The organism is Streptantibioticus silvisoli, from assembly GCF_027947535.2.
GTDB lineage: Bacteria > Actinomycetota > Actinomycetes > Streptomycetales > Streptomycetaceae > Streptantibioticus_C > Streptantibioticus_C silvisoli.
In genome coordinates this window covers 14,273-29,136 of sequence record NZ_JAAGKO020000075.1, presented here as the reverse complement: position 1 = coordinate 29,136, position 14,864 = coordinate 14,273, and the positions used below count along the sequence as shown (strand labels likewise).

Genomic DNA, 14,864 nt, shown 5'->3' with positions numbered 1-14,864 from the left:
GTTCCCCCCGCCGCCGGCCGTGTCAGGCCGCCGTACCGCCGGAACGCCGCCGCCCGGCCAGCACCCCGTAGCCGACACCCGCCGCGCCCAGCACGATGCCCACCACCCCCAGCACCCGCGCGGTCGTGTCACCGCCCTTGCCGGCGGTCGCCGACGCCTGGGCCGGCGCGGTGGCCGCCGCCGGCGAGGCGCTGGACGCCGGACCGGACGCCGTGTCGGCCGCGGTCAGCGTCAACGTCGGCGCCGGATGGGCCGGCTCCGCCGCGCCGGGCCGCGCGATGTCGATCCACCGCACGATCTGGTTCTTGCCGTACGTCTGCAACGCCTTGAACGTCAAGCTGCCCGCGTTCGCCGGCAACGGCCCCATGGACACCGGGAACTGCTGGAACTGCCCCGGCGCGAGGTGGCCGCCCGACCAGGTGATCGACGACACCGCCTCGGTGACCTGGCCGTCGTCGGTGGTCAGGGGCTTGGCCAGCTTGACCTTGGTGACGGTCGTGGTCCACCCCGCCACCGGCTGCGTCTCCACCGACGCCAGCGGCTCGTCGGCGGGGAAGAAGACCTGGACCTTGGTGGTGTCGACGCCCTCCTCCTCGTTCGGAACCTTGAACGAGATCGTGCTGTAGCTGCCCTTGGCCGCCGACGTCGGGTCCACGGTGACGTGCGCGAACGCCGGTCCGGCCAGCGCCAGCACCCCGGCGCCGGCCACGGCGGCGATCGCCGAGCCACGCTTGAGCACACGCCTGCGAGAGGTGGTCATGGTGAGGAAACTCCACGGATGAGTGGTACGAAACGGTCATGGATGACGCGTGCCGCGACCGCGGCCGGTCCCCAGGACGTCGTCGTTCCGCCGTCCGCCAGGTCCGCCGCTCAGGCCGCGAGGGCCCAGCACGGCGGCCCGCGCCGCACCACCGAATGCCGCAGGCAGACCGACTCCGGCCGCCCGTCCCCGTCCTCCGCGCGCCGCGTCCGGCGCGCTCTCCCGCGGTCCGTCCCCGCCGCCCCGGCCGAGCCGAACGCCAGCAGCGCCGCGACCACCGCCAGCCACGGCAACCGCCGCGCCAGCCGTCCCGCCGTGTCCGCCGACAACCGCACCAGCCGCCACAACGCCGCCTCGCCGCGCCGCAACAGCCAGCCCGCCACGACCCCGGCCACCAGGTGCCCGGCCAGCATCTGCCAGGTGTACGCCATCCCGCCGTGCATCCCCGGCATGGACGGCATCCCCGGCATCGCGACCATGTCGGCCGTCACCCGCGCCAGATGGGACCCCGCCGGCACGCCCGGCGCCGCCGACGGATCGATCCCCGCCCGCCGCACCACCGCGTAGGCGCTCGCCGGCGTCAACCGCACCGGCCCGCCGCCACCGCACACCAGCCGCCCGGCCAACGCCATCACCCGCGTCGTCCGCGCCGAACCGCCCGCGACCGGCGCCGCGCACCACTGACCGGTGCTGAACAGCAGATGCAGCCCGGCCTGTCCGGCCACCATCAGCGCCGATATCCCCGGCAGCGACCGCTCCCGGCCGGCCAGCGGCGCCGCCACCGCGAACACCACGACCCAGGCCGCGGCCAGCGCCCCCACCGGGACCGCCGCGTCGGAGGCCCACGCGTGCCCGGCCGCGGACAGCGTCACGCAGGCCGCGGCGAACACCGCGGCCCTCAGCAGTCGCAGATCGGCGCCGGCGCGCGCGGGGGCAGTCATGACGCCCGTCATCCTCCCACCCGGCGCCGGCCCCACCCACGGCAGGGGGCGGCACGCGGAGGTGCGCGGAGGCCGTCCTGCCGTCCCCGCACGCCCCGCCGGCCCGGACGCGCCCCCGCTCACCTCCCGTCACCCCCACTGCCTCGGAGCGCCGGGCCCCGGTCGGCCGAATGAGCGGCATCACGTCAACGCGAGGCTTACAAAGCGGCCTTCGCGGCAATACGTAACCGTATGTCGACCCGCAGCCAGGAGGCTGGGAGCATGAGCATCTGGTGGTCCCTGCACCTGCGGTGCGAAGCCGCGAGTGTGCCCCTCGCACGCCGGATGCTCCTCGGCACGATGGAGACCGCCGGCATCGACCCCGACATCTCCTACGACCTGTCCGTCGCCCTGTCCGAAGCCTGCGCCAACGCGGTCGAACACGCCGCCACCACCGGCACCGGCCCCGACGAGTACCGGGTCACCGCCAGCATCGACGACGACCGCTGCCACATCGAGGTCACCGACTCCGGCCCCGGCTTCCCCGTCGTCCGCGGCCCGCGCCCGGTCCGCACCCTGCACGGCCACTCCTCCTACGCCGAGAGCGGCCGCGGCCTCTTCCTCATCGAAGCCCTCATGGACCACGTCCAGATCAGCAACACCCCCGGCAACGGCGCCGTCGTCACCTTCGACAAGTCCCTCAAGCCCCCCACCGGCACCTTCGCCCAGGCGTCCTGAACGGGCGACTCCGTCGGCGGTGCGGTTGGCTCCGGCGCTGAGGTGGGCTGCGGCGGTGCGGTGGCTTCGGCGGTGAGGTGGTTGGCGGTGCGGGGCTGCGGGGGCGCGATGGATTCCGGCGGTGTGGTGGGCTCCGGTGCGGTGGGCTGCGGCGGTGAGGTGGTCGAGGGTGCGGTGGGCTCCGGCGGTGTGGTGGGCTCCGGTGGTGCGGCGGTTGAAGGTGCGGTGGGCTCCGGCGGTGCGGCGGCCGGCGGGGGGGGGGGGGGCGGGGGGGGGGGGGGGGCGGCGGCGGGGGGCGCGGGCCCCACGACGGAACGCCGGTCGCGTCAGCCGTGCAGCGACCTCATCCAGGCTTCGACCTCGTCGGAGCGGCGGGGGAGGGCGGCGGACAGATTGCGGTTGCCGTCGGAGGTCACCAGGATGTCGTCCTCGATGCGGACGCCTATGCCGCGGTACTCCGCCGGGACCGACAGGTCGTCCGCCTGGAAGTACAGACCGGGTTCGACGGTCAGCACCATTCCGGGCTCCAGCGTGCCGTCGACGTAGGCCTCGACCCGTGCCTGGGCGCAGTCGTGCACGTCCAGGCCGAGCATGTGACCGGTGCCGTGCAGGGTCCAGCGGCGCTGGAGGCCGAGTTCCAGTACGCGTTCGACCGGGCCGTCGAGGATGCCCCAGGAGACCAGCTTCTCCGCCAGCACCCGCTGGGCCGCGTCATGGAAGTCGCGGTACTTCGCGCCGGGCCGGACCGCCGCGATGCCGGCCTCCTGCGCCTCGAACACCGCGTCGTAGATCTGCCGCTGCAGGTCGGAGTAGCTGCCGGAGACCGGCAGGGTGCGGGTGATGTCGGCGGTGTAGAGGGAGTGGGTCTCCACCCCGGCGTCGAGCAGCAGCAGGTCGCCGGCGCGCACCGGACCGTCGTTGCGTACCCAGTGCAGCGTGGTGGCGTGCGGCCCCGAGGCGCAGATGCTGCCGTAGCCCACGTCGTTGCCCTCGACCCGGGCCCGCAGGAAGAAGGTGCCCTCGATGTACCGCTCCGAGGTGGCCTGCGCCTTGTCCAGGACCTTGACGACGTCCTCGAAGCCGCGGGCGGTCGCGTCACAGGCGTTCTGCAGCTCGCCGACCTCCCACTCGTCCTTGACCAGCCGCAGTTCGCTGAGGAAGACCTTGAACTCCGTGTCCCGCTCGGCGGTGACCTTGTCGGTGAGCGCCGCCTCGATGCCGGCGTCGTAGCCGCGCACCACCCGCACCGGGCCGGTCGCCTCGGAGAGCAGCACGGACAGCTCGCGCACGTCGTCGCAGGGGATGCCGAGCAGCAGCTCGCCCTCGGACAGGCTGTGGCGGCGGCCCACCCACAGCTCGCCCTCGCCGGAGAGCCAGAACTCCCCGTTCTCCCGGTCGGAGCGCGGCAGCAGGTAGGCGGTGGAGCGGTGGCCGTCCGCGGTCGGCTCCATGACCAGCACGCCGTCCTGGGTCTGGTCGCCGGTCAGGTGGACGTACTCCGTGCCGGCCCGGAAGGGGTAGTCGGTGTCGTTGGCGCGCGTCTTCAGGTTGCCCGCGGGGACGACCAGCCGCTCGCCGGGGAACCGCGCCGAGACGGCGGCGCGGCGCGCGGCGGCGTAGGACGCCTGCGCGATCGGCTGCAGGTCCCGCAGCTCGGTGTCGGCCCAGCCGGTGCGCATCTGCTCGGCCAGCTCGTCGGAGACGGCCGGGTACAGGCCGTTCTTCCGCTGCTTGATGGGCTCTTCGGCTTCTTCGCCCTCGACCGGCTCCGGGGCGTTGTCCTCGGTCACGACAGCCTCCTGCTCAGGGCCCGTGCGCCGGCGGAGGTTCAGGGCCCGTTCCCCTCCACCGCTGACCATCCTAGGTCGGGGCGGAAGATCCCGTCGGGGCCTGTGGACAACGCCTGTGGACAACTCCCCCGCCACTGCTCCCGAACGGACTGCGCCGCAGGTCAACCCCGGTGCGGACGGGCGCGATCATGCCCACCGGGCGGGGACGAACCCGCTGCCCCCGCGGACGCCGGGCGCCTGCCGACGCGGGCGCCGGCCCGTCACCGCGGACGCCCCGCCAGCACCACCGCGGGCCCTCGCGGCCGACCCCGCCGCGGCCCCCGCACGTGTCGTGTTCCGCTCAACGGCCCCCGCCGTACGGGTCGGCGAACCGCAGGGCCAGCAGGACCACGTCGTCGTGATAGGCGCTGTGCGGGCCGTCGGCGCCCGGGGGCGGCGTCTGCGGCAGGCAGGCGCTCAACAGGTGGTCCAGCAGCGCTTCGGGGTCGTCGAGGCAGCCGCGCGGCGCGTTCGCGGCGGCGGCGTGCAGGATCGCGAAGGCGCGGTCGATCGGTTCGCCGGTGCGGTGCAGCAGCCCGTCGGTGTAGAAGAGCACGGTGTCGCCCGGCGCCGCCTCGAACTCCACGCTGGGCGCCTCCCAGCAGCTCAGCATGCCCAGCGGCGCCGACAGCGTCGTCTCCACGTACTCCGCCCGGCGCGGTCCGACCACCAGCGGCGGGCAGTGCCCGGCGCCGGCCATCAGCAGTTTGCGCTCGCCGGGTTCGACGTAGGCGAACAGCGCGGTCGCGGTACGCGCCGGTTCGGTCAGCCGCAGCAGCAGTTCCAGGTCGGACAGGACCGCGACCGGGTCCTCGCCCTCCATGACCGCGTAGGCCCGCAGGGAGGCACGCAGCCGGCCCATCGCGGCGACCGCGCCGGGGCCGGAGCCGGTGACCCCGCCGACCGAGACGCCCAGCGCCGCGTCCGGCAGCGGCAGCGCGTCGAACCAGTCGCCGCCGCCGCGCCGGCCGGGCAGGTGCCGGACCGCCAGCCGCGCGCCGGGAACCCGGGGCAGCGTGCTCGGCAGCAGCTCCTCACGCAGCACGGCCACCGTCTCGCGGGCCCGGGCCAGCTCGATCTGCCGGGCGACGTGTTCGGCCGCGTAACGCCCGTACAGTTTGACCAGGTGGCGCTGGCGGCCGGTGGGTTCCGCGGGCTCGTCGTAGAACCAGACGACCGCGCCGAGCCGGCCGCTGTGCTCGCCGGCCAGCCGCAGGCCGTAACTGGCACCGAAGCCGAGGTGTGCGGCGACCTCGCGGTGGCGCGGGTCGAGCCCGGTCTCGGCGGCCAGGTCGGGATGGAGGAGTTCGTCGCGGCCGTCGGTGTCGGCGTCCAGCAGGTGGCCGTGGACGGCGGAACCGGCCGGGACGGTCTCGATCGTGCCCAGGTCGGCGCGCGGCAGACCGTACCCGATCGAGGTACGCGGGCCGAGTCCGTCGGCCGGGTCGAGCACCACCATGCCGCGCCGGGCGCCGACCAGCGCCGCGCCGGTGCGCAGCATTTCCTGCAACGCGGCTTCCAGCTCCGAGGTGCCCGCCAGCCGCTCGGTGAAATCGTGCAGTGTTGTGAGGTCGGAGATCCAGGACGCCAACTGGTCCTGCACGGCGGCCAACTGCTCGAAGGGACGGACGATGGCGGCCATCGCCTCCGCCTCCTCCGGGCTGGGCACGTCCGTTTCCCCGCCGACCGTTTCCCCGTCGGCCGTTTCGCGGGCGCCACCGGACCCGGCGCCCGCGCCGGCGTACGCGGTCATCGTTCCGGTACCGCGGACGCGCGCCGTGGGGGCGGCAGGGCGCGGGGGTACCGCGCGGTGTGCCGTACCACCCGCCGGGAGCGGTGACGCGGGTGCCGGGGAGGCGTTCGCGGCCGGGGAGTTCTCGTCGGCAGGCCGCGCCTTCGCACGCGCGTCAGTGTCAGCGACATCGCTGGTGGCCGGGTCGATTCCGGCCACTTTCGGAAGGCGCGCCGCGCTCATGGCCGGGCGCTTCCCGCTGGAATCCGTGCATGAGATGCAATGCCCGGATATCTGAGTTTTTCGTGACGTTTCACATTTTCAGTCGGCGCTGCTCGTGAACTGCGCTTTTCCGTCAATAGCATTGCAAACCCCCATGTCGTGTTGCGCTGCTATCAATACCTCCCTTGTACACGCATGGATGCGGACATGTCCAGGATTGCGCCGCTGGTCGCACGGGTGTCCCCGTAGTGTGACGTCCAACGGCCCGCGTGGCAGTAGGATGACCGAAAATAGTCTCCCCACGAGTCGGTGAGCGATCGACTGGGGGCAGTCAACAGCGCGTCATATCCGCCTCGGCGGGTACGTTCGTGGTGAGCACGCGGGTGAGCACGGCGGCGGTACGCGGCATCGGAACCCGAAAGGGTCCGGCAGCGCGATGTGCGACGGGGCCCGGTGAGTACTCCGGGGCCTGACGCCACGACACCGTACGCGGCACCGCGCGGTATCACCGGCACACGGTACGACCCGGCACGACACGAAAACCGGTACGACAGGCTCCCCGCGCGGACGGCGACCCCGATCCGGCAGGAACCCGTAACCCGGCTCACGCGTCGTACAGGACAGTCGTGACAGGAAAGCTGACTCATCGGTGCGCCGGGGGACGCACCCGAGGCATCACACGAACGGGACCACGAACGGCAAGCGCCACGGGGACGTGACTCCGCGCGCCGGAGGGAACCACCACCGGTGCCGAGACGCCCCGCACGCCACGTCCCACGCTCGGCCGACGGCGTGACGCGCTACCTAGACAACGTCCGGCTGCCCTCACGGGGGAGCGGCGGTACTGGTTGGTACGGGCAGATCCTTGAGCGTTTACGGAAAGGAACGAGCGCTGATGCGCGAGATCCTCGGAAGCGGACGCAGGTTCACGTGGCCCCTGGGGCTGCTGAAGTCCCTGGGGCGGAAGAGGCAGGACGTCGACCGGGACCGGTCCGCCCTGCGGGAGGCGGCGCTGACCTGCGCCGAGCAGTGGCACTGGCCGGTGCTGCCAGGCGTCGGGCACGACCACGACCACGCGGCCGGCGAGGCGGGCCGCTCCGGCGCCCCGGCGGCTCCGGCCGGACGTATCGGCGGCGGCACCCGGGGCGACCGGCGTGACCGGCGCACAGGAGCATCCGGGGAACGGCGACAGCGCCCCTGCGCCTGTCCGCGCCCCGACTGCGCGGTACCGGGCGCCCACCCGCACGATCCGGGACTGCTGGCGGCCACCACCGACCACCGCATGGTGCAGTGGTGGTGGACCCGGCGCCCCGACGCACCCCTGCTGCTGGCCACCGGTGACCCGGTCTCGGCGGTGAGCCTGCCGGCCACCGTCGGCGCCCGCGTGTTGGAGGCGCTGGAGGACCTCGGCGTCCGCCTGGGCCCGGTCGTCGCCACGCCGACCCGCACGGTGCTGCTCGTCGCGCCGTACTCCATGGAGGAGTTGGGCGACCTGCTCTCCCGCCACGAATGGGTGCCGTCGTCGCTGCGTTACCACGGCACCGGCGGTTACGTGGTACTGCCGCCGTCACGTACCGGTGGCGGCACGGTGTGCTGGGCGCGTGATCCGCAGCCCGGGGCGGACGGCACGCCGTACCTGCCCGACATCGCGGTGATCGTCGACATGCTCGTCGCGGCCGGCGTCAGCGCCCCCGACGGCCACCGGCTCTCGTACTGAACGGCGCCCTACGTTCCGCGGGCCGCGCACGACGTGTACCGCGGTCCGTTCGGGGCCGCCCGGGTGCCGCGGTACACGTCACGCGGACCCCTCGGGCATGGAAAGGCCCGATCGCTGGCGACGGGGGATGCACCAGCGACCGGGCACATTTAGAAGGTAACAAGATTTGGGCCGTTCGCAAATTCGCCGCGGCGGTGCAAAAGTCCACGTCAGCGCTGATTTTCATGCTTTTGTGACCGGGATCACGCGCTCATAACCCCGTCCTCAACTGGCCTTTGACACCAAGTTGCCGGGGATTCACCCCCGTTGGTCCGGACCATGACGTCGTCCGCGGGGCCGCCGCCGGACGTTCCGCCGCCGACTTACAGCGACCGTCCCGGTCGGCCCCCGGCGGCGGGCGTGTGGCGTCGATCACCCTGACCGCCTCCGCACACGCCATGCCGGCGGCGCGTACCGGACGGCGCCGTTCCTGCGCCGCCGAAGCATCGAAGCCCGCGCCCGACGCACCGGACGCGCCGCTCCTGCGCCGCCGAACCATCCCCGCTCGCGCCCGACACGCGGGCGGCACGCACCGGACACACCACGCACGCGCCGCCGAAGCGCCGGCCACGCATGGCCGAAGCACCACCGCGCACCTGACGCGTCGCCCCCGCCCACCCGACGCACTGCCATACGCGCCGGCGTACGCACCGGCGCCGGAACCCGCACATGCCACTGCGGCCCTCCCGCGCATCGCGGAAGGGCCGCAGTGATCGTGCGGTATACCGCACGACGGGCCGAACGGCCCCCGGTCAGCTCAGCGTGACCTGACGGTTGGCCAACCCGCTGCGGGCCTTGCGCTCCTGCGCGGTCAGCGGGGTGCCGACGGCGAGCGCGTCACCGAGCCGCTCGCCGAACGCGGCGGCCGGCTTCTCCATCTCGGCCGCCAGGACCGACACCGGCAGGTCCCACACCGGGACGACCAGGCCGTGCGCCCGGAACGACCCGACCAGGCGGGTGTCCTCGCCGAGCGACGACGCGCCCGCGGCGTGCAGCCGGGCCAGCGCGTCCAGCAGTGCCTCCTCCGGGTGCGGCATGACCCAGCGCAGGTGGTTCTTCTCCGGCGTGGCGCACCAGTACGCGGCGTCCACCCCGGTCAGCCGCTCGGTCGGCAACGCCGCCTCGTTGGCCCGCTCCAGGGACGCGGCGACCTCGCCGGTGGCGTTGGCGACCTCCTGCTCACCGCCGAGCCAGAACTCGAACCCGGTGTGCACCGACGGCACGAACGGCACCGACAGGTCCAGCAGGTCCTGCAGACGCGGCCCCGAGGGGTCGGGGCGCAGCGCCTCCACCGGCTGCCCCGGCGTGGCCTGGAGCGCGGCGCGCAGCGTGCCCGCCAGGTCGCGGCTGATGTCGCCGGACGCGGTGTCGTTCTGCAGCCCCAGCAGCACCTCGCCGCTCTCACGGCGCAGCGCCGGCCACGCCATCGGCAGCACGGTCGCCAGCGTCAGGCTCGGCACGCCCTCGGGCAGTCCGTCCTTCGGCGTCAACTCCGCGGTGGCGGCGGGGACCAGTTCGCGCAGCGCCACCCAGTCGCACTCCCCGGGCAGCCCCTCGAACGGCCGCCGCACCAGCTCGGTGACCGCCTCGGCGGCGGCCCGGCCGTGGCAGGCCTTGTAACGGCGGCCGGAACCGCACGGGCAGGGCTCACGCGCCCCGACGACCGGGACCGTGCCCTCCTCGTGCCGTGCGGTGCGACCGCGGTCCTGGGTGGGGGTGCGCTTCTTCGCCATGACTGGGTGTCTTCCGCTCGGGCGTTACGTTTCCGGCGTGAGCCTAGTGCCCTGCGGGACCCGGCCGGGCGGGACGCGTCGCACCGCCGCGACGGCTGCCGCGCTCGTCAGCCCAAGTCGTCGAACAGGCCCACGTAACGCCGCAGCGCGTCCCGGCTCGTCGTGGGTGCCGGCGGCCTGATCGAGCGGGCTCCGCCGGAGCGGCGGGCGTGCCGTCCGCGGACCGGCAGGACCGCCCACACGGTGAGCGCGCCGGGTTCCTCCCGTACACCCCAGTCCAGGGTCAGCGTGCCGACGATGCCGAGTCCGCGGCCGCCGCGCGCGGTCAGCGACGGTGACGCGGGGCGCGGCCGGGTCGGGCCGCCGCCGTCGGTCACCTCAAGGGTCAGCAGACCGTCCTCGTCGATGTACCAGCTGGCACGTATGCCCGGGACCCGGGCGCCGTCCCTGAGCGGCCGGCCGTGCCGGCAGGCGTTGCCGAGCAGTTCCGACAGCACGAGTACCGCGTCGTCGACGACGGTCTCCGGCGTTCCGCGGCCGAGCAGTTCGTCGCGCAGCCGCCGCCTGGCCTGGCCCACACCCGAAGGACCATGCGGCAGCGCCATGGTTGAGGAAGTCGGGACCTCCTGGGTTACCACCAAAGCCACCCCCACTCCCTCCCGCACCCCGCGCCACGGTGTGAATGCCCCGACCGGACGGACCGGAAACGGACGTTCGACGTTCCTTACGGCGCGATCGTGTCGCTTTCGTACCTTCGAACGTCACCGGACCAGGTTCGCGTGTCCTTCATGGACCGGCGATGAACGTGTTCGACCGCCTCATGCCCGATTCGGAGAGGGGTTACTCGTCTAACCGGTCACCCGTCCGAGTTGCTCCAGCACCTGTTTGGGGCGATTCGTGATGATTGCGTCCACCCCCAGGTGCACGCAGAGTTCGACATCACGCGGCTCGTCCACCGTCCAGACGTGTACCTGATGACCCGACCGCCGCAGCTTCGCGACGTAACCGGGGTTGGCGCGCAGGATGCGGATGCCGGGTGCCGCGATCCCCACGCCCGGGGGCAGTTTGCCGTCCCGGTGCGGCGGCGTGACGTAACTCATCAGGAAGACGGTGGGTATCCCCGGCGCGGCCGCCCGGACCCGGCGCAAGGAGCGCGCCGAGAAGCTCATCACCCGGATCCGGGACCGCGCGGGATCGGCCGGCTCGCGCAGCCCGAACCGGTCCAGCGTCTCCAGCAGCCGCTCCTCGACCTGGCCCGCCCACCGGGTGGGGTGCTTGGTCTCGATGGCCAGCTCCACCGGCCGCCCGGCGTCGGTGACCAGCTCCAGCAGCCGCTCCAGGGTGAGGACGGCGCTGCGTTCCGCGGGATCGCCCCCCTCGCCGTACCCGGTTGCGTCCGGCGCGTCGGTCGCGGAGCCCGGTCCGTCGCGCTCCGGGTCGTGGTCCGGCTCCTCGTAGGGGTCCTTCCAGGAGCCGAAGTCGAGCCCGGCCAGTTCGGCGAGTTCGAGTGCGGAGACGGCTCCGCGTCCGTTGGACGTACGGTTGACCCGCCGGTCGTGCACGCAGACCAGATGGCCGTCCGCGGTCAGCCGCACGTCGCACTCCAGCGCGTCGGCGCCGTCCTCGATGGCCTTGCGATAGGCGGCAAGGGTGTGTTCCGGGGCATCCTGGGAGGCTCCCCGGTGGGCGACGACCTGGATGGGGCGGGGGGACCGAAGGGCGGACCCCTCGGCGGACACATAGCTCACCGGGCTATCGTGCCATCGTCGCGTACCAGTGTCCGTTTTGCCGGAGTTAAAGGAAGTCACCCTCCGGTATGCGGACTGTTTACGGCGGTCCGACGCACGGTGGGAAATGCTGTCCCCCAGCAGAATCCGCACCCCGCGTCCGCCGGCCCCGCCCGGTGGGCGTCCGCAGGACCCCAACTCATCCGATATTCGTGCATTTTCGAGGAGACACAGCTGTGAGCACCGAGAACGAGGGCGACCTCCCCGCCTCCGGGCAGGACGGCGGCACCCGCCCTGCGGAGGGCGAGCCGGGCGTCTCGGAGCAGCCTCGCGACACCGACATGATGCCCGAGGCCGCGCCCAGCACCCCGCCGGTCCCCAGCACGCCCCCCACCGCGGCCCCTGAGTACCAGCAGACCGCTCAGCAGCCCGCCGTGGCCCCGGACTACCAGCAGACGGCGCAGCAGCCCGCTGTGCAGCCGTCCGCCTTCTCCGCCCCGCCGCCCCCGCAGGGCCCCTACGATCCGTACGCTCCCTACGCCAACGGTCAGGCGCCCGCGCCGGTTCCCGTGGCCCCGCCCAAGCGGCGCGGTGCGGCCGGTCTGGTCACCGCGGTCATCGTGGCCGCCCTGGTGGCCGGCGGTGTCGGCGGCGGCGTCGGCTACTGGGCCGCCAACCGCACGGACAACGGCTCGACCACCATCTCCGCCGCGGCCAGCCCCAAGAACCTTGACCGGTCGCCCACCTCGGTCGCCGGGATAGCGAACAGCGCGCTGCCCAGCGTCGTGACGATCAACGCCAGCGGCAGCCAGGAAAGCGGCACCGGTACCGGCTTCGTCTACGACCGCCAGGGCCACATCCTCACCAACAACCACGTCGTCGCCCCCGCGGCCGGCGGCGGCAAGCTGACCGTCACGTTCTCCAACGGCAAGACCTACAACGCCGAGGTCGTGGGCCGCGCCCAGGGCTACGACGTCGCGGTCGTCAAGCTGAAGAACGCCGGCAACCTGCACCTGACCCCGCTGCCGCTCGGCGACTCCACCAAGGTCGCGGTCGGTGACGCCACCATCGCCATCGGCGCCCCCTTCGGCCTGTCCGGCACGGTCACCACCGGCATCGTCAGCGCCAAGGACCGCCCGGTCGCCTCCAGCGACGGCCAGGGCTCGGCCTCGTCGTACATGAGCGCCCTGCAGACCGACGCGTCCATCAACCCCGGCAACTCCGGCGGTCCGCTGCTCAACGCGGGCGGCGCGGTGATCGGCATCAACTCCGCCATCCAGTCGGCCAACAACGGCGGCAGCAGCCCGTTCGGCGGCGGTAGCACCACCCAGTCCGGCAGCATCGGCCTGGGCTTCGCCATCCCGATCAACGAGGCCAAGTACGTCGCCGACACCCTGATCCGCACCGGTACGCCGGTCTACGCGGTCATGGGCCTGTCGGTCGACATGAACTACGAGGGCGTCGGCGCGAAGGTCTCCCAGACCGGCGCGAACGGCGGCGCCGCCGTCACCGCGGGCGGCCCCGGCGCGAAGGCGGGCCTCAAGCCGGGCGACGTCATCACGAAGTTCGGCGACACGGTCATCGACAGCGGCCCCACCCTCATCGGCGCGATCTGGCAGCACCGCCCCGGCGACCACGTCCAGCTGACGTACACCCGAGCCGGCAAGACCGCGACCACCACGGTCACCCTCGGCGAACGCAAGGGCGACAGCAGCAGCTGACCCCCACCGCCCCCGCCACCCGCCCCGACCCGCGCTAGGCTGTCCCCCGCGTCCACGGACGCCGGGAGGGTTGCCCGAGCGGCCTAAGGGAACAGTCTTGAAAACTGTCGTGAGGTAACCCCTCACCGTGGGTTCAAATCCCACACCCTCCGCGCAGGTGAGTGTTTGCGCAGGTCGGGGCGGGTACCGGAGTCATCCGGTACCCGCCCCGACCCGTTGCGTGTCTCACTCTGTGTCGCGTGGATCCCGTCGTTTCCCGGGACGTGCGGCCAACCTGCGGCCAGGATTCCGGCCGGGCGGCGGGCTACTCCTCGGGCGCGAGCGCGGCGTCGATCAGCTCGTTCGCGCGATGCTGCTGGCCGCGCAGGAGCTTCGCGTAGAACTTCCAGAGCACGGCGGGGCTGTGGCCGGCCCGGCGGGCGACTTCCATCGGGTCCACCCCGGCCTTGATCCACAGCGACACCCCGGCGTGCCGCAGTGAGTACGGCACGTCGGCCAGCGGCGTCGCAGCGTCCTCCTCCGACAGCGTCGCCGTCCGTGCGGCCTGCCAGATCACGGCGTACTCGGTGGACCGGACGCGTTCGCCCCGTGCCGCGGCGAACAGCCGGCCGTCCGGCGCGGTGCCGTACGTGTCCAGATGCCCGCGGAGGATGGCCGCGAGCGCGGGCGGGATCGGTACCGGGCGGACCGTCTTCCGGGCCCTGCGCTTCAGGCCTCGGATCTCGTACGGCTTGCCGTCGTCCGTCCAGCCCGAAGCGACCTCCGGGCGGCTGCGGTTCAGCACCAGCTCGCCCCACCCGGACTCCGGCACCTTGCAGTCGCGCCGGCTGAGCTGGGCGACTTCGGACGGGCGCATGGCTGCGTAGTACATGCACGCGAAGAAGGCGTAGAGGTGGGCGCCACGTGCTCCCTGCTCCCGGACCGACTCCAGCAGCGCGCGGACCTGCTCCGGACCGGGGACGTACCGGAAGTCCACCTCGTCGTCCGTGGCCGGTGGACTCCAGTCGATCTTCTCCAGCGGGTTCGACACCAGCCGGTCGCGCTCGACGGCGTAGCGCAGCGCGTTGTTGAAGCCGGTGTGCTTCCGGCGCACCGTGTTCTCGGCGGCCTTCTGCCCGTTGAGCTTCAGCGACAGGGCCCGCAGAGCCCGGCGCACGGCGTCCGACTCGTTCAGGTCGCTGACCCTCAGCGAGTTCCTCGCAATCCACGCCAGGGCCGCCGCCACGTCGGCCGGCGGGGTCTCGGTGTCCTTCCTGGCGATGAGCGTGCCGTCGGCGTCGCGGACCGTCGTGCCGTCCTCGGCGCGTCCAGCCTGGAAGGCCCAGTTGCGCAGGGCCAGGCGGAGAACGGCGCCGTCCGGCCTTCCGCGCGCCCCCTGCGCGGTCAGGGCCGTGGTCACGGTGCACATGGCCTCGGCAAGGTTGGCGCGGTGCTTGGCGGCAACGTCGGGCCACTTCATCAGCACGTACTCGCAGGCGTGCTCGTACCAGGTGGGCGAGTTCTGCTCGCGCAGCTCGGAAGCTGGCAGACCGGTCTCCGTGTCGAACTGCTCCCCCTTCCGGACCGCGTCCTTGAGCTGGGAGCGGCGGCCGTCCGCGAGAGGCTGCGAGGCGAACGGCTCCTGGTGCTCCACCCCGCCGACCAGCCACCGGAGCTGATAGGGGGCGGACTTGCTGTTGCGCTTCCGGATGCTCCAGATGCGCACGTCGTACGTCAGCACGCGGCC

Annotated in this window: 11 protein-coding genes and 1 tRNA gene; 4 read left to right on the top strand and 8 right to left on the bottom strand. The window is 73.0% G+C overall.

Going from position 1 to position 14,864, the window contains the following annotated elements; genetic code table 11:
* Positions 1-22 precede the first annotated feature (22 nt).
* The gene (locus tag POF43_RS31360; RefSeq protein WP_271324750.1) at positions 23-760 is read right to left on the bottom strand and encodes a YcnI family protein; all 738 of its coding nucleotides are present in this window, start codon (positions 758-760) and stop codon (positions 23-25) included.
* A gap of 110 nt (positions 761-870) precedes the next feature.
* Positions 871-1,701: a hypothetical protein gene (locus tag POF43_RS31355; RefSeq protein ID WP_271318598.1), complete on the bottom strand. Its 831-nt coding sequence runs from the start codon at positions 1,699-1,701 to the stop codon at positions 871-873.
* A 261-nt stretch (positions 1,702-1,962) separates the two neighbouring features.
* Between POF43_RS31355 and POF43_RS31350 the strand changes: the two genes are divergently transcribed.
* Entirely contained in the window at positions 1,963-2,418 is a 456-nt protein-coding gene (locus POF43_RS31350) for an ATP-binding protein (RefSeq protein WP_271323950.1), read from the top strand.
* A 326-nt stretch (positions 2,419-2,744) separates the two neighbouring features.
* On the opposite strand, the gene POF43_RS31345 is transcribed toward POF43_RS31350, so the two are convergent.
* Together POF43_RS31345 and POF43_RS31340 are read right to left on the bottom strand one after the other, a co-directional pair.
* Complete coding sequence (locus tag POF43_RS31345; protein WP_271323949.1) at positions 2,745-4,208, bottom strand: aminopeptidase P family protein; 1,464 nt, start codon at positions 4,206-4,208, stop codon at positions 2,745-2,747.
* 340 nt (positions 4,209-4,548) lie between these two features.
* Complete coding sequence (locus POF43_RS31340) at positions 4,549-5,889, bottom strand: PP2C family protein-serine/threonine phosphatase (protein ID WP_271315080.1); 1,341 nt, start codon at positions 5,887-5,889, stop codon at positions 4,549-4,551.
* A gap of 1,207 nt (positions 5,890-7,096) precedes the next feature.
* On the opposite strand from POF43_RS31340, the gene POF43_RS31335 reads away from it, so the two are divergent.
* Positions 7,097-7,918, top strand: a complete 822-nt coding sequence (locus tag POF43_RS31335) for a bifunctional DNA primase/polymerase (protein WP_271323948.1) — start codon at positions 7,097-7,099, stop codon at positions 7,916-7,918.
* A 791-nt stretch (positions 7,919-8,709) separates the two neighbouring features.
* Here the strand turns inward: POF43_RS31335 and POF43_RS31330 are convergent.
* The 3 genes from POF43_RS31330 to POF43_RS31320 form a co-directional block, all read right to left on the bottom strand.
* A complete protein-coding gene (locus POF43_RS31330; protein ID WP_271323947.1) occupies positions 8,710-9,690 on the bottom strand; it encodes a DUF5926 family protein in 981 nt (326 codons plus the stop codon).
* 107 nt (positions 9,691-9,797) lie between these two features.
* Positions 9,798-10,295: an ATP-binding protein gene (locus POF43_RS31325; RefSeq protein WP_303658382.1), complete on the bottom strand. Its 498-nt coding sequence runs from the start codon at positions 10,293-10,295 to the stop codon at positions 9,798-9,800.
* Positions 10,296-10,538: 243 nt separating this feature from the next.
* On the bottom strand, positions 10,539-11,438 hold the full coding sequence (locus tag POF43_RS31320; RefSeq protein ID WP_271323946.1) for a glycerophosphodiester phosphodiesterase: 900 nt from the start codon (positions 11,436-11,438) through the stop codon (positions 10,539-10,541).
* A 215-nt stretch (positions 11,439-11,653) separates the two neighbouring features.
* On the opposite strand from POF43_RS31320, the gene POF43_RS31315 reads away from it, so the two are divergent.
* Positions 11,654-13,138 carry a S1C family serine protease gene (locus tag POF43_RS31315; RefSeq protein WP_271315073.1) on the top strand — a complete coding sequence of 495 codons (1,485 nt, stop codon included), beginning with the start codon at positions 11,654-11,656 and terminating at the stop codon, positions 13,136-13,138.
* A 64-nt stretch (positions 13,139-13,202) separates the two neighbouring features.
* Positions 13,203-13,290, top strand: a tRNA-Ser gene (locus tag POF43_RS31310).
* Between the two features lie 152 nt (positions 13,291-13,442).
* Here POF43_RS31310 and POF43_RS31305 read toward each other — a convergent pair.
* Positions 13,443-14,858, bottom strand: a complete 1,416-nt coding sequence (locus tag POF43_RS31305; RefSeq protein ID WP_271324777.1) for a tyrosine-type recombinase/integrase — start codon at positions 14,856-14,858, stop codon at positions 13,443-13,445.
* Positions 14,859-14,864: the final 6 nt, after the last annotated feature.

Bases quoted from the DNA above. Each gene is read 5' to 3' on its own strand.
- POF43_RS31360 (WP_271324750.1), bottom strand. From the start codon at position 760: ATGACCACCTCTCGCAGGCGTGTGCTCAAGCGTGGCTCGGCGATCGCC.
- POF43_RS31325 (WP_303658382.1), bottom strand. From the start codon at position 10,295: ATGGCGCTGCCGCATGGTCCTTCGGGTGTGGGCCAGGCCAGGCGGCGG.
- POF43_RS31335 (WP_271323948.1), top strand. From the start codon at position 7,097: ATGCGCGAGATCCTCGGAAGCGGACGCAGGTTCACGTGGCCCCTGGGG.
- POF43_RS31330 (WP_271323947.1), bottom strand. From the start codon at position 9,690: ATGGCGAAGAAGCGCACCCCCACCCAGGACCGCGGTCGCACCGCACGG.
- POF43_RS31355 (WP_271318598.1), bottom strand. From the start codon at position 1,701: ATGACTGCCCCCGCGCGCGCCGGCGCCGATCTGCGACTGCTGAGGGCC.
- POF43_RS31340 (WP_271315080.1), bottom strand. From the start codon at position 5,889: ATGGCCGCCATCGTCCGTCCCTTCGAGCAGTTGGCCGCCGTGCAGGAC.
- POF43_RS31350 (WP_271323950.1), top strand. From the start codon at position 1,963: ATGAGCATCTGGTGGTCCCTGCACCTGCGGTGCGAAGCCGCGAGTGTG.